This window comes from Pseudomonas sp. B19(2017), assembly GCF_002113165.1.
GTDB lineage: Bacteria > Pseudomonadota > Gammaproteobacteria > Pseudomonadales > Pseudomonadaceae > Aquipseudomonas.
In genome coordinates, this window is record NZ_NEJR01000011.1 from 57,806 (window position 1) to 71,740 (window position 13,935).

Annotated in this window: 10 protein-coding genes; 7 read left to right on the forward strand and 3 right to left on the reverse strand. The window is 63.0% G+C overall.

From position 1 onward, the window contains the following. Positions 1-12 precede the first annotated feature (12 nt). Positions 13-4,161 (reverse strand): NEL-type E3 ubiquitin ligase domain-containing protein, encoded by a 4,149-nt coding sequence (locus tag CAF70_RS16245; RefSeq protein WP_085625900.1) that lies wholly within the window; start codon positions 4,159-4,161, stop codon positions 13-15. 334 nt (positions 4,162-4,495) lie between these two features. Here CAF70_RS16245 and CAF70_RS16250 point away from each other — a divergent pair, with 334 nt between their 5' ends. From CAF70_RS16250 to CAF70_RS16275, 6 genes are all read left to right on the forward strand, one after another. Then, positions 4,496-5,413, forward strand: coding sequence for a glutamate/aspartate ABC transporter substrate-binding protein (locus CAF70_RS16250; protein WP_085625899.1), 918 nt, complete (start codon positions 4,496-4,498; stop codon positions 5,411-5,413). Positions 5,414-5,555: 142 nt separating this feature from the next. Then, entirely contained in the window at positions 5,556-6,302 is a 747-nt protein-coding gene (locus CAF70_RS16255; protein WP_085625898.1) for an amino acid ABC transporter permease, read from the forward strand. Next, positions 6,303-6,974 (forward strand): amino acid ABC transporter permease, encoded by a 672-nt coding sequence (locus CAF70_RS16260; RefSeq protein ID WP_085625897.1) that lies wholly within the window; start codon positions 6,303-6,305, stop codon positions 6,972-6,974. Beyond that, complete coding sequence (locus CAF70_RS16265; RefSeq protein ID WP_003258023.1) at positions 6,971-7,705, forward strand: amino acid ABC transporter ATP-binding protein; 735 nt, start codon at positions 6,971-6,973, stop codon at positions 7,703-7,705. The genes CAF70_RS16260 and CAF70_RS16265 overlap by 4 nt, the downstream gene beginning before the upstream one ends. 72 nt (positions 7,706-7,777) lie before the next feature. Further along, on the forward strand, positions 7,778-9,682 hold the full coding sequence (locus CAF70_RS16270; protein WP_085625896.1) for an ATP-binding protein: 1,905 nt from the start codon (positions 7,778-7,780) through the stop codon (positions 9,680-9,682). Then, positions 9,679-11,007, forward strand: coding sequence for a sigma-54 dependent transcriptional regulator (locus CAF70_RS16275; protein WP_085625895.1), 1,329 nt, complete (start codon positions 9,679-9,681; stop codon positions 11,005-11,007). The genes CAF70_RS16270 and CAF70_RS16275 overlap by 4 nt, the downstream gene beginning before the upstream one ends. Positions 11,008-11,212: 205 nt before the next feature. Here CAF70_RS16275 and CAF70_RS16280 read toward each other — a convergent pair whose 3' ends face one another. Continuing rightward, complete coding sequence (locus tag CAF70_RS16280; protein ID WP_085625894.1) at positions 11,213-12,208, reverse strand: alpha/beta fold hydrolase; 996 nt, start codon at positions 12,206-12,208, stop codon at positions 11,213-11,215. Between the two features lie 196 nt (positions 12,209-12,404). On the opposite strand from CAF70_RS16280, the gene metR reads away from it, so the two are divergent. Continuing rightward, positions 12,405-13,322: a transcriptional regulator MetR gene (gene metR / locus CAF70_RS16285; protein WP_003258025.1), complete on the forward strand. Its 918-nt coding sequence runs from the start codon at positions 12,405-12,407 to the stop codon at positions 13,320-13,322. Here metR and CAF70_RS16290 read toward each other — a convergent pair. Then, positions 13,306-13,719 (reverse strand): NUDIX domain-containing protein, encoded by a 414-nt coding sequence (locus CAF70_RS16290; protein WP_085625893.1) that lies wholly within the window; start codon positions 13,717-13,719, stop codon positions 13,306-13,308. The two genes, metR and CAF70_RS16290, sit on opposite strands and share 17 nt — an antisense overlap. Positions 13,720-13,935: the final 216 nt, after the last annotated feature.

The window sequence follows — 13,935 nt, forward strand, 5'->3', positions numbered from 1 at the left end:
GCCTGGTGTCGCTCAGGTTCGCGGTGATCGGTCGTCGCTAACAGAACGCGCCCAGGCCTCGGTGGTCAAGGTGCGCATCAGTACCCGCTCGTCAACCTCGTGCTCGCGCATCAATGCCCGGGCACGCCCGCCGTAGTCGCTTTCCTGGCCATTTCTGGCCTGCTGTTCAAGCGATTCAAGGCGTTCATGGAAGGGCGCAGCCAACGCATCGAAACGCTCTGGGTAGGTTTCACGCAGGTAATTCTGCCAAAAAGGGCGCTCAGCCAACGTATCGAGGATGGCCACCGACGTATTGGCCGCCAGTACTTCCAGTTGCGCATGGCTCAGGTCGGCATTGCTTACGTGGGCAAACGAAGCGTAATGCATCTGGTCTGGTGTTACCGGCAGATCCAGGGCACTTGCCAGACGTGAGCGGTAGTACAGCCGCGTTTCAATTTCGTCGACCTCGACCACTGCCTCTGCGCGCATTCTTTGCACATGCCGTGCAGCAATGGCATCCAGCAGGTCCAGACGGTGCAATTGCCGGCCCAGACGCAGAAAACGGGCCTCCCGTACCGCCACTGGGACGTCTTCGATACCTTGGTAGGCGAGGATGGCCACTTCCATCTGGTTGAGTATCAACAGCAAGCGGTCTTCGCAACTACGGGGAGCGTCAGCCTCGCGGAACAATCGCTCGCGCAATGCTTCGTCGTGTTCGCAGGCATCGAGGATATGCCAGATACGGCGACGATAATGACGGGGGTGTGTTTCAAAATCTTCGCTTTCGGCGAAGTCTGCGAGGAAACGAAACAAGCCTGCCGAGCCGGGCTCCTCCTGCAAGCGGTCCCAGCTGGCTTCGCGGCTGGTACGCAGCGCTTCGTTTCGGCTGGCCACCCATTCTGCGCGGGTCTGGTCGTTCACTGCCGCATGGGCGTGGGATGCGCCGCCCCTGGCCCGGGAGTCGCTGACGCCGCGGGCCTCGTCAAGCAACTGGACGCTGGCTTCGTTCAGCGGATTCTCATGCAGATTGAGCCTTCGCAGCCGCAGGCGCAGGCCGCGCATATCCCTTTGCAGCTCGCTGATCCGGTTGTCGCGCAGGTCGACGTGCGCGCGCAACGCAACCCGCTCATGAAGCAGATTCACATCAACCTGCCCGGTTGCACGCAGGCGCACGTCACGCACGTGCGGCAAGGCAGAGAGATCAGGCACGCCGTTGAGCGGGTTGTAGCTCAGAGTCAAGGTATTGAGCCGCTGCAAACCCGCCAGACGGCGGCTCCCGGTTTCATCCAGGACAATCTGGTTATTACCCAGATTGACCTGTCTTAGCTGGGTAAGGCCCTCGATACCCTCTGGCACACGGCTTAGCCGGTTGCCGCTGAGATCAAGATCGACAACATTCGGGAATAGCCTGAGAAACGAGGCATCGATATCTTGTAGTTGCATGTTACGCAACGTTAGCCTGCGTACATGCACATAGTCGACCCCGCGCGGCAGGACAGGCAGCGCACTGACCGGCTCACCGTCGATGGTCAGCTCATACTGGTCATTACTGTCTACCAGTTTGCGCCGCCAGCTCCGGCGTAACGTATCGGCGACGCGGCGGCGGCGGATGGCGTCGATGGGGTTCTGCCAGTCGGCCTGCCACTGGCGCAGCACGGCGCGTAGCCCGGCAAGCTGGCGCTGCAGCATCTGGTAATGGTCCCACAGGTTTTCGCCTCGCTGGCGGACCGCATCCATATAAGCTTCAAGCTGCATTTCACTGAGCGTCGGGAATATCTGGTGGATGCCGCGCCGGATCGCCTGCCGGCTACTCTCCCCACCGCCGCTCAGGCGGTAAGCCAGGCGGCCGTCGCCAAAGCGTCTGGGTGGCCGTACGCCAGTACCCTTAGGGGCCAGGCCGATCAGCCTGGCGGCCTGTTCGCGCTCCTGTGCAGCGATTTCGAGCACCTTGTCCCGTAGTTGTGTCACTTGCTGCCCGACATTACCCAAGACCAGCTTCTGCTTGTCGTCCAGGCACTGCAGCACGGCATGTAGTAAAGAAGCATCGCGGCCAGCAGCCTCGCCGTCCAACGCATACCCCTGCGCCCCTTTGATGATGACCCGGACTTCGCGGGCCTCGTGGTTTTGGCTGGCAAACAGCACTCGGCCCTCACGATTGCCAGCACGTAATTCAACCCGCACCGAAGCAGGCCATGGGGCCTTGCGCTCGACCAGCCCCAATAGCAGCTTTTCACCGTCGGCATTGAGCAGCTGCGGTAGGCGAATACCCAGGCAGGCAACATCTACGCGGCTGTCGCGCAGGTACCAACGGGCACGCTCTGCCATACCCAGCGGCACTCGCCCGCCGGCCAATGGCGACGGCAACTGTGAGGAACTGCTCTGATCGATGATTTCCTGTGCGCCTCGGGACGATAATCCATTGAAAGCATTCATCAGCCAGGTTTGCTCGGGGGTCGCAGGCGGATGCAAGTCCCGCAGCGCACGCTCCAATGCCAAGCCACGCAGCCCTGGGCGTCTTGCGCACAGATCCAGGCGCTCATGCAGGTCGATCAGCCGCGCTGGCGGCGCCGCGTGCTCCACGTGCAAGCGCCGTAACTGGTCCACTTGCAGGCCCGCCGCATCAAGCAGCACCTTGGCCCTGGGCTCCAGAAGGTCGGCAAAATGTTCGCCGGGCAAGCCTTGCAGCAATACCAGCGGGTTGTTCTCCGCGGCGGGGTAATGGGAATTTCGCAGCAACCTGACCTTGCCACCCGTCATTACCTGGGGTTCCAGCGCGTCCACCCAAGGTACCCGCTTGAGCAGATGAAGCGCTGCGGCGCTCGCCCCCGTCAACACCACCCCCTGGGCAACGGAAAACAAATGCTCCAGCGCGCCCTGGCGATCGCCCAACCGCCAGTCCTGATAACCTTCATATACTTCGTCCAGCAGCTGCGCGGCGCTCACTACCAACAACAATTCACCCAGGACAGGCACGACAAAGGCGGCCAAGCCAAGCAGGTCCAGCCCGGCATACAGCAGCCCTTGCAAACGCTTGTGCCTGCTCAACCGATCCTCTTCATCGGTCGGAACGGCAATGAAGCGGGCATCATCATAGATCTTCGCCACGACCTGAGTACGCACATGGCTGAAAACCGAAGCCTCGACCGGCAGGTTGCGCCCGTCCAGTTCCAGCGGTCGGCGGGAACCCGCGGACGCCAGGGCGCGTGCAAGGGCCATTTCGAAACCTTTACGGTCCTCGGCCTTGAGAAAGCGCCGCATGAACGCGAGGAAAGGCTCGTGCCTGAGCCGTAGCGCCAGATCGCCATACACGTCATCCCACGCATCGTAATGCCGCAGGCTTTTTTCGGGGTCGCCAGGTATCCAGACGATGATTTCATCCACTGCGGCCCCCGGCGCTGGCCGCCATTCCAGGGTGACAATGCCCACCATGCACTTGCCCAACAGGTATAACTGCCGCGGCGTCAGCGTACCGCCTGCGTACGCTGGTAGCGCTGGCCGCTCAAGTATCGGCAACAAACGGCGCAGATCGCGCTCGTCCAGCGCTCCCTTGATTCTGCCTTCATACAGCTCTGCCTTCATCCGGGTACGCAAACTGTCCTGAAACAGCTGTTCGATGGTATGGCGCGCCTGGTCGACAGGCTGGCCCCGGCCTGCCTTGGGCTGTAGTACCGTCGTCAACAGCGCCTGGTAACGGCCACCGACATCCAGCGTGCGGCACAGGCTGACAAAATGCTCAAACCTCATGCCCAGCCGCCCCCCTTCGCCGTCGACCAGGTACGCCTTGCGCAACAGCCAGGGCACGCTCTCTTCTACATCGAAATTGTGCAGGGCCGCCGCGAGCAGGGATTGCCGGGTGGTATAGGTGATCATCGGCTTGTGGATCTTCTCTGCAGCCGAAGGCAGTGGAAACTCCTCGCTGACCACTACGAAAGCGCGGCGAGGGTCGACATGCCCAAGCCCTGCTTCCGCCAAGGCCCTTTCCAGCAACGGCGCTGCGAATTCGTCAACCGCCGGGATGCGACTCAGCAGATGCTGCAGCTGATCGGCAACCTGCTGCTGCGCGATCAAAGCCTGTCGATAGGGCTCGACATGTCGCGCCTCGGCAGCGGCCAACCAAGGGGGGAGCTGGCGGGCGATCAACTGATCAACCGACCCGGACGGAAGACTATCGGCAGATGGCATGGTGGTTTCTCCTGGTCTGAAAAGACGCAGGACACCACACGCAATATTGATAAACGCGGTACTTATAGCAGGACTACAGCGCTCGCCCATCTATTCGGATTTCCGAACATGATAAATGCATTCGTTCGGAAATCCGGAAACTTCCAGTTACGCAGAAATCGTCAAGAAAGGTTCATACCCTGAGATTTCGCGGGTTTATGATCGATATCAGAGCTTGGCACGACTCATGCTCTACACTTGGTAGCCGAATGCACCCCGCTTCATGCTGTATTCGTTGAACGAAAGAGTCCGCCAACGGCTCCATAAAAAAAACAAACACGTCGAGGAAAATTTGATGCGCATCGTTCGTCAATTGCTGGGCGCCGCCATCGCGGCCGCTGTGATCGCTTCGCCGGCCATGGCCGAAGAACTGACCGGCACCCTGAAGAAGATCAAGGATTCGGGCACCATCACCCTGGGCCACCGCGACTCCTCCATCCCGTTTTCCTACCTGGCCGGCAAGCCCGAGCCCGTGGGCTACTCGCACGACATCCAGCTGGCTGTCGTCGAGGCCCTGAAGAAGCAACTGGGCACGGACATCAAAGTCCGCTACAACCTGGTCACCTCCCAGACCCGCATCCCGCTGGTGCAAAACGGCACCGTAGACCTCGAGTGCGGCTCCACCACCAACAACGTCGAGCGCCAGCAGCAAGTCGGCTTCTCGGTCGGTATCTTCGAAGTCGGTACCCGCCTGCTGACCAAGGTCAAGGATGGTCAGCCGGCATACAAGGACTTCCCGGACCTGGCCGGCAAGAACGTGGTAACCACCGCCGGTACCACCTCCGAGCGCATCCTCAAGGCGATGAACGCCGACAAGCAGATGAAGATGAACGTGATTTCCGCCAAGGACCACGGTGAAGCCTTCAACATGCTCGAAAGCGGCCGCGCCGTGGCCTTCATGATGGACGACGCCTTGCTCGCCGGCGAAATGGCCAAGGCGCGCAAACCGTCGGACTGGGTCATTACCGGTACCCCACAGTCGTACGAAATCTATGGCTGCATGGTGCGCAAGGATGACGCGGCCTTCAAGAAAGCCGTCGATGATGCCATCGTCGGTTACTTCAAGTCGGGCGAGGTCAACAAGAGCTACGACAAGTGGTTCCAGCAGCCGATTCCGCCAAAGGGCCTGAACCTGCAGTTCCCGATGAGCGAAGAGCTGAAGAAACTGATCGCCGAGCCGACCGACAAGGCCGCGGACGAGAAGAAGTCCTGACTCTCAGATAGTGGCCCGGTGCTCAACAGCACCAATCAACTCTGCAGGCCACCCATTAGTGTCTAACCTTTCATCCGAGGGCGCTCGCCGCCCTCGGATGGTCGAAGGTGCCCGTGAAACAATCGTCTGAGGGGAAATCCCGATGAATTACAACTGGGACTGGGGCGTGTTCTTCAAGTCCACCGGCGTGGGCAGCGAAACCTATCTGGACTGGTACGTCACCGGCCTGGGCTGGACCATCGCCATCGCCATCTCCGCCTGGATCATCGCCTTGTTGCTGGGTTCGATCCTCGGTGTCATGCGTACCGTGCCGAACCGGCTGGTTTCAGGCATCGCCACCGCCTACGTGGAACTGTTCCGCAACGTACCGCTGCTGGTGCAATTGTTCATCTGGTACTTCCTGGTACCGGATCTGCTGCCCGAAGGCCTGCAGGAATGGTTCAAGCAGGACCTCAACCCGACCACTTCGGCGCTGATCAGCGTGGTCATCTGCCTGGGCCTGTTCACCGCCGCCCGCGTTTGTGAGCAAGTGCGCACCGGTATCCAGGCATTGCCGCGTGGCCAGGAAGCCGCTGCCCGCGCCATGGGTTTCAGCCTGTCGCAGATCTACACCAACGTGCTGCTGCCGCAAGCCTACCGGATCATCATTCCGCCGCTCACTTCGGAATTCCTGAACGTGTTCAAGAACTCCTCGGTGGCTTCGCTGATCGGCCTGATGGAACTGCTGGCGCAGACCAAGCAGACCGCCGAATTCTCGGCCAACCTGTTCGAGGCCTTCACCCTGGCCACGCTGATCTACTTCACCCTGAACATGGGCCTGATGCTGCTCATGCGCATGGTCGAGAAGAAGGTCTCGGTGCCCGGCCTGATTTCCGTAGGGGGCAAATAAATGGAAATGGATTTCAGCGAAATCATCCCGGCCCTGCCAGCCCTGTGGGAAGGCATGGTCATGACCCTGCAACTGATGGTCATGGGCGTGGTCGGCGGCATCGTGCTGGGGACCATCCTGGCCCTGATGCGCCTGTCGTCGAGCAAGCTGATGTCGAACCTGGCCGGCGCCTACGTCAACTACTTCCGCTCGATCCCGCTGCTGCTGGTCATCACCTGGTTCTACCTGGCGGTACCGTTCGTGCTGCGCTGGATCACCGGCGAAGACACCCCGGTGGGTGCCTTCACCTCGTGCGTGGTGGCGTTCATGATGTTCGAGGCCGCGTACTTCTGCGAAATCGTTCGCGCTGGTGTGCAGTCGATCTCCAAGGGCCAGATGGGCGCCGCCCAGGCCCTGGGCATGACCTACGGCCAGACCATGCGCCTGATCATCCTGCCCCAGGCCTTCCGCAAGATGACCCCGCTGCTGTTGCAGCAGAGCATCATCCTGTTCCAGGACACCTCGCTGGTATACACCGTGGGCCTGGTGGACTTCCTCAACTCGGCACGCTCCAACGGCGATATCATCGGGCGCTCCCATGAGTTCCTGATCTTCGCCGGTGTCGTGTACTTCCTCATCAGCTTCTCCGCTTCGTGGCTGGTCAAGCGCCTGCAAAAAAGGATCACCGTATGATTTCCATCAAGAACGTCAACAAGTGGTACGGGGACTTCCAGGTACTGACCGACTGCAGCACCGAGGTCAAAAAAGGTGAAGTGGTGGTGGTGTGCGGCCCGTCGGGCTCGGGCAAGTCCACCCTGATCAAGTGTGTCAACGCCCTGGAGCCGTTCCAGAAAGGTGACATCGTGGTCGACGGCACCTCGATCGCCGACCCCAAGACCAACCTGCCCAAACTGCGTTCGCGCGTTGGCATGGTGTTCCAGCATTTCGAGCTGTTCCCGCACCTGTCCATCACCGAGAACCTGACCATTGCCCAACGCAAGGTGCTTGGCCGTAGCGAAGCGGAAGCGACCAAGAAGGGCCTGGCCCTGCTCGATCGCGTCGGCCTCGGTGCCCACGCCAAGAAGCACCCCGGTCAGCTGTCCGGCGGACAGCAGCAGCGCGTGGCCATCGCCCGCGCCCTGTCGATGGACCCGATCGTGATGCTGTTCGACGAACCGACCTCGGCGCTGGACCCGGAAATGGTCAACGAAGTACTGGACGTGATGGTTGAACTGGCCCACGAAGGCATGACCATGATGTGCGTGACCCACGAAATGGGCTTCGCCCGCAAAGTGGCCAACCGCGTGATCTTCATGGACAAGGGCAACATCATCGAGGATTGCCAGAAGGAAGACTTCTTCGGTAACCCGAGCGCCCGCCACGAGCGTACCCAGCACTTCCTCAGCAAGATCCTGCAACACTGATTTTGCTTCACTGAAGCGCTCGGTGCCGCCGCCCTTTCGGGCGGCGGCGCTGGTCGTGACAAGGCCACTGTGATGAAATGCGATCCTTCGCTTCTTCTCCCTGCCAAGCCTGCCGTGAAATCCCGCCTGCTCCGCCAATTGCTGTTGCCGCCACTGATCATCCTGCTGATGGTCGGCCTGGGCATGGCTGGCTACCTGATCAGCGAGAGCAACGGCATCCGCACCCTCAGCGAAAACGGCGAGCGCCAGCTTGAGCTGCACGCACGCACGGTCGAGAGCGAAATCAGCAAGTACACCTACCTGCCGAGCCTGCTGGAGCTGGAAGACAGTGTCTCGCACCTGCTCACCGACCCTGACGGTGGCTCGCGGCAGGCCGTCAACGAATACCTCGAAGGCCTGAACCGACGCAGCCGCAGCCGGGCCATCTTCGTCCTCGACACCAATGGCCGGGTCCAGGCCACCAGCAACTGGCGCGATGCCGACTCGTTCCTCGGCGAGGACCTGTCGTTCCGGGCCTACTTCCAGACCGCCGTGCGCGGCGAGCCCGGGCGTTTCTACGGCATCGGCAGCACCACCGGCGAGGCCGGCTATTACCTGGCCCATGGCCTGGAAGAGCACGGCAAGATCATTGGCGTGGCGGTGATCAAGGTGCGCCTGGACACCCTTGAGGAGCGCTGGCAACGTGCCCGCCTGGAAGCGTTCGTCAGCGACGAGAACGGCATCATCATCCTCTCCAGCGACCCGGCCCGGCGCCTGAAGTCGGTACGCCCGCTGACGCCGCAGATCAAGGAGCGTCTGGCCCGCAGCCTGCAGTACTACTGGTGGCCGCTGAACGAGCTGCAGCCCCTCGCCCGGGAAACCCTGGCCGATGGTGTGGAAAAGCTGACCTTCCCGGCCAACAGCGAAACCGCACAGGGCAAGGCCCGCGAAATGGCCTACCTGGCCCAGACCCGGCGCCTGGCCGACACGCCCTGGCATTTCACCCTGCTGACCCCACTGCAGGACCTGCGTCGCGAATCCATGGTGCAAGGCATCCTGGTGGGCGTGGCCTTCGCCTTGCTGGCGATTCTCGGCATCGCCTGGAACGAACGGCGCAAGGTCATCGCCACTCGACTGGCAGCCCGAGAGGCCCTGCAGGAAGCCAACAGCCAGCTGGAGCGACGGATTGCCGAACGCACAGCCGACCTGCGCGCCAGCAACGAACGCCTGAAGGGCCAGATTCGCGAGCGCCGGCATGCCGAACAGACCCTGCGCCACGCCCAGGATGAACTGGTACAGGCCGGCAAGCTGGCCGCCATCGGGCAGATGTCCACCAGCATTGCCCACGAACTGAACCAGCCGCTGGCCGCGCTGCGCACGTTGTCCGGCAACACCGTGCGCTTCCTCGAACGCGGGGCGCTGGAAACCGCCAGTACCAACCTGCGCACCATGAACGACCTGATCGACCGCATGGGCCGCATCACCGCCAGCCTGCGCTCCTTCGCCCGGCGCGGTGACGACAGCGGCCAGGCCTCGCTGGCCAAGGCGGTGGACGCTACCCTGCAGGTGCTGGCCAACCGCATCAGCGCCTGCCACCTGCAGTTGCACAATCAGTTCGAAGACCAGCAACTGGCCATCGACCAGACGCGACTGGAGCAGATCCTGGTCAACCTGATCGGCAACGCTCTGGATGCCATGGCTGCCCAGCCACGGCCGCAACTGTGGCTGGAAGGCGAGCTGCAGGGCGACAAGTACCGTTTGCAGGTGCGCGACAATGGCCATGGCATCGACGCCGAGGCGCGCAAGCACCTGTTCGAACCTTTCTTCACCACCAAACCGGGCGAACATGGCCTGGGCCTGGGCCTGACCCTGTCGGCGAGCCTTGCCGCCGCCGCCAAGGGCAGCCTCAACGTCGAGCACCCCGCCAATGGCGGTACGGCCTTCGTCCTCGCCCTGCCCCTGGCCTCAACCCCTAGCGAATCGGCAGAGCACCCATGAACCAAGCGCCTCTTACCGTCCTGATCGTCGAAGACGACCCGCATGTGCTGCTCGGCTGCCAACAGGCGCTGGCCCTGGAAGACATCGCCTGTGAAGGCGTGGGCAGCGCCGAGCAGGCGCTGGAACGCATCGGCGACGACTTCGCCGGTATCGTCGTCAGCGATATACGCCTGCCGGGTATCGATGGCCTGGAGCTGCTCAACCGTCTCAAGGCCCGTGACCGCAGCCTGCCGGTGGTGCTGATCACCGGCCACGGCGATATCGACATGGCGGTGGGCGCCATGCGCAATGGCGCCTACGACTTCATGGAAAAGCCCTTCTCCCCGGAGCGCCTGGTCGATGTGGTGCGCCGAGCCCTTGAACAACGTGGGCTGTCGCGCGAAGTGGTGGCCCTGCGCCGCCAGTTGGCCGAGCAGAGCAGCCTTGAGGGCCGCATCATTGGCCGTTCACCGGCCATGGAGCACCTGCGCGAACTGATCGCCAACGTCGCCGATACCTCAGCCAACGTGTTGATCGAAGGCGAAACCGGTACCGGCAAGGAACTGGTCGCCCGCTGCCTGCACGACTTCAGCCGCCGCCAGGGCCAGCCCTTCGTGGCCCTGAACTGCGGCGGCCTGCCGGAAAACCTGTTCGAAAGCGAGATTTTCGGCCACGAGGCCAACGCCTTCACCGGTGCCGGCAAACGCCGCATCGGCAAGATCGAACACGCCAACGGCGGCACGCTGTTCCTCGACGAAGTGGAAAGCATGCCGATCAACCTGCAGATCAAGCTGCTGCGCGTGCTGCAGGAGCGCACCCTGGAGCGGCTGGGCTCGAACCAGAGCATTGCGGTGGACTGCCGAGTGATCGCCGCGACCAAATCCGACCTGGATGCCATGGGCCAGAGCGGCCAGTTCCGCAGCGACCTGTATTACCGGCTGAACGTGGTAACCCTGGAGTTGCCACCGCTGCGCGAGCGCCGCGAAGACATCCTGCAGCTGTTCGAACACTTCCTGCAGCAGTCGGCCCTGCGCTTCGACCGTGAAACACCCGTGCTGGACAGCCAGACCCTGTCGCGCCTGATGGCTCACGACTGGCCAGGCAACGTGCGTGAGCTACGCAACGTCGCCGAACGCTATGCCCTTGGCCTGCCGGCGTTCAAGAAAGGCCCCAGCGGCGGTGCCAGCCAGGGGCTGGGCTTTGCCGAGGCGGTGGAAGCGTTCGAGCGCAACCTGCTCAGCGACGCTCTGCAACGCACTGGCGGCAACCTGAGCCAGGCCAGCCAGGAGCTGGGCATGGCCAAGACCACGCTGTTCGACAAAGTGAAAAAATACGGCCTCGGCTGACCTCAACCCCAACCTGGAAAGATAACGTGGACCTGGTTTTCAAAGCGGCCCTTGGCGCTGGGGTGGTGCTGCTGGTGCCGCTGTCGAGGCGTCGCTGACGTTGGCCTCTTCGCGGGCACGCCCGCTCCCACAGGGAATGCACCACCTTTCAATCATGTGCAAAACCTGTGGGAGCGGGCGTGCCCGCGAAGAGGCCAACGCCGATTCAGAGCCCTGCGATATGCGTGACATCCTGCCGATGCGCCTGCAGGTAGGGCAACACCGCCCCCAGCAACGGCGCCTTGAATTCTTCCTGAAAGCGGTGCGCCAACCCAGGGATCAGCCGTAGCTGGCTACCCTGGATATGCGCCGCCAGGTGCACGCCGTGCATCACCGGCAGCAACGGATCGGCCGTGCCATGCACCACCAGGGTCGGCACTCGCAACTGGTTCAGCAATTCGACCCGGCTCGGCTCGGCCAGTATCGCCATGATCTGGCGCTTGGCCCCATCCGGGTTGAACGCGCGGTCGTAGGCCACGGCCGCCTGCTGCAGCAACACCGCACGATCGTCACGCACCTCGGGGCTGCCCAGCGCCGCCAGCAGGTCGGCCTGCTGTTCGATGGCCACTTCGCGGTTCGGCGCGCTGCGCCGGGCCAGCAGTTGCACCAGCGCCGGATCCGGCGCTGGCAACCCCGCGGCCCCTGAACTGGACATGACCAACGTGAGGCTGCGCACGCGCTCGGGCGCCATGGCCGCCAAATGCTGGGCAATCATGCCGCCCATGCTCACCCCCAGCACGTGGAATTGGCGCACGCCCAGCGCATCCATCAAGCGCAAGCCATCATCTGCCATGTCGGTCAGCGTATAAGGCGCAGCCACCGGCAAGCCCAGCTTGTAGCGCAGCAGTTCGACCGTCAGGTTGGCCGACGGCGGCACCTGGTTCCAGCGCGACAGGCCGACATCGCGGTTGTCATAGCGGATCACCCGAAAGCCCTGGCGGCACAACGCCTCTACCACGTCGTCCGGCCAATGGATCAACTGCCCGCCCAGCCCCATCACCAGCAACAAGGCCGGGTCGCGTGGCGCACCGACGCTCTGGTACACCAGGCTGACCGCACCCAGTTCGGCCCGCTGCACCGGCACGTGGGCGTCACAACGCTGTTCAGCGAAAGCCGCAGGTACGCCGAATACAAAGAAAAGAAAAAGCCAAAAAGCCCGCATGAAAGAAACACCAGAATGCAGATCCCCAGTAGAGCGCGAGTCTGATGAATTCTGTTCGGGCGCGCTGCCACAGTTCAGTGACAGTTTGATGACTCCCGCCAGGCGGTGCGGCCGTCTGCCCAGTCGACAGGCGTGGCAACATGAGGGAAACTCAACTCAGTCCGTGTTTCCTCAAATCCACACCCCGGAGTCAGCTGTGCTGGAGATCCGTCACCTGAAAACCCTTCATGCCCTGCGCGAGGCCGACAGCCTGGTGGAGGCCGCCGAGCGCCTGCACCTGACCCAGTCGGCACTGTCGCACCAGTTCAAGGAGCTGGAAGAGCGCCTGGGCCTGCCGCTGTTCGTACGCAAGACCAAGCCGATTCGCTTCACCAGCGCCGGGCTGCGCCTGCTGCAACTGGCCGATGCCACCCTGCCGCTGCTGCGCGGCGCCGAACGTGATATCGCGCGCCTGGCCGGTGGCACCGCCGGGCGGCTGCACATGGCCATCGAATGCCACAGCTGTTTCCAGTGGCTGATGCCGACCATCGACCAGTTCCGTGACGCCTGGCCGGAGGTGGAGCTGGACCTGGCCTCCGGCTTTGCCTTCGCCCCGCTGCCGGCCCTGGCCCGCGGCGACCTCGACCTGGTGGTAACCTCCGACCCTCTGGACCTGGCAGGCATCACCTATGTGCCGCTGTTCACCTACGAGGCAATGCTGGCGGTGGCCAACCAGCATCCGTTGGCCAGCAAGCCGTACATCGTGCCGCAGGACCTGCTCGACCAGACCCTCATCACCTACCCGGTGGAACGCGATCGCCTGGACATCTTCACCCGCTTTCTGGAGCCGGCCGACATCGAGCCCGCCGCCGTGCGCACATCAGAGCTGACGGTGATGATGATGCAACTGGTGGCCAGCGGCCGTGGCGTGTGCGGTATGCCGCACTGGGCATTGCACGAGTACAGCTCGCGCGGGTATGTGAAGGGCAAGCGCCTGGGTGAAAAAGGCCTGTTCGCCACGCTTTATGCCGCCGTGCGCACCGACATGCTCGATGCACCCTACATGCGCGACTTCCTGCTGACCGCCAAGGACACCTCGTTCGCCACCCTCGATGGCGTCAGCGCGGTGCGCTGACGGCCTGGCGGTACAGCGGGAGGATCAGGTCACGGGTCAGGGGGGCCAGGTGCAAGGTGGGGGCCTGGTCAGCGGCCAGCCAGGCCACCTCTTCGATTTCCGCGGCCGGCAGCACGGCGGCGGCACTGTCGACACGGAACAGTTCGGCCTGTACCTCAAAGCCCGGCTCGTTGGCGGCCGGGGCGCTGAACTGGCCCAGGTGCACGGCCTGGGCCGGGTCGATGTGCAGGCCCAGTTCCTCACGCAACTCGCGCACCAGCGCCTGCAATGGGGTTTCGTCAGCATCAATCTTGCCGCCGGGCTGCATGAAGGCCTGGGTGCCGCGCTTGCGTACCAGCAGGGTGCGGCCCTGGGGATCGATCAGCAGGGCGGCGGCGATGCGGATGGTCTTGGGCATGGGCTGCGCTCACTTGCAACAATGGCCCGGGAGGATCCCATGGGGGTCATTGGCCTGACAAGGCCCGTGTTTCCTGTGCTGGCCTCTTCGCGGGCGCGCCCGCTCCCACAGGTCCTCCACAGGTCTTGAGAGCGGCGCAGTACCTGTGGGAGCGGGCATGCCCGCGAAAGGGCCGGCACAGGGTGTAGCCGACCGGCCAGACGAACGGCCCCTTGC

Coding starts and splice junctions, on each gene's coding strand:
- CAF70_RS16245 (WP_085625900.1), bottom strand. CDS start 4,161: ATGCCATCTGCCGATAGTCTTCCGTCCGGGTCGGTTGATCAGTTGATC.
- CAF70_RS16250 (WP_085625899.1), top strand. CDS start 4,496: ATGCGCATCGTTCGTCAATTGCTGGGCGCCGCCATCGCGGCCGCTGTG.
- CAF70_RS16255 (WP_085625898.1), top strand. CDS start 5,556: ATGAATTACAACTGGGACTGGGGCGTGTTCTTCAAGTCCACCGGCGTG.
- CAF70_RS16260 (WP_085625897.1), top strand. CDS start 6,303: ATGGAAATGGATTTCAGCGAAATCATCCCGGCCCTGCCAGCCCTGTGG.
- CAF70_RS16265 (WP_003258023.1), top strand. CDS start 6,971: ATGATTTCCATCAAGAACGTCAACAAGTGGTACGGGGACTTCCAGGTA.
- CAF70_RS16270 (WP_085625896.1), top strand. CDS start 7,778: ATGAAATGCGATCCTTCGCTTCTTCTCCCTGCCAAGCCTGCCGTGAAA.
- CAF70_RS16275 (WP_085625895.1), top strand. CDS start 9,679: ATGAACCAAGCGCCTCTTACCGTCCTGATCGTCGAAGACGACCCGCAT.
- CAF70_RS16280 (WP_085625894.1), bottom strand. CDS start 12,208: ATGCGGGCTTTTTGGCTTTTTCTTTTCTTTGTATTCGGCGTACCTGCG.
- CAF70_RS16290 (WP_085625893.1), bottom strand. CDS start 13,719: ATGCCCAAGACCATCCGCATCGCCGCCGCCCTGCTGATCGATCCCCAG.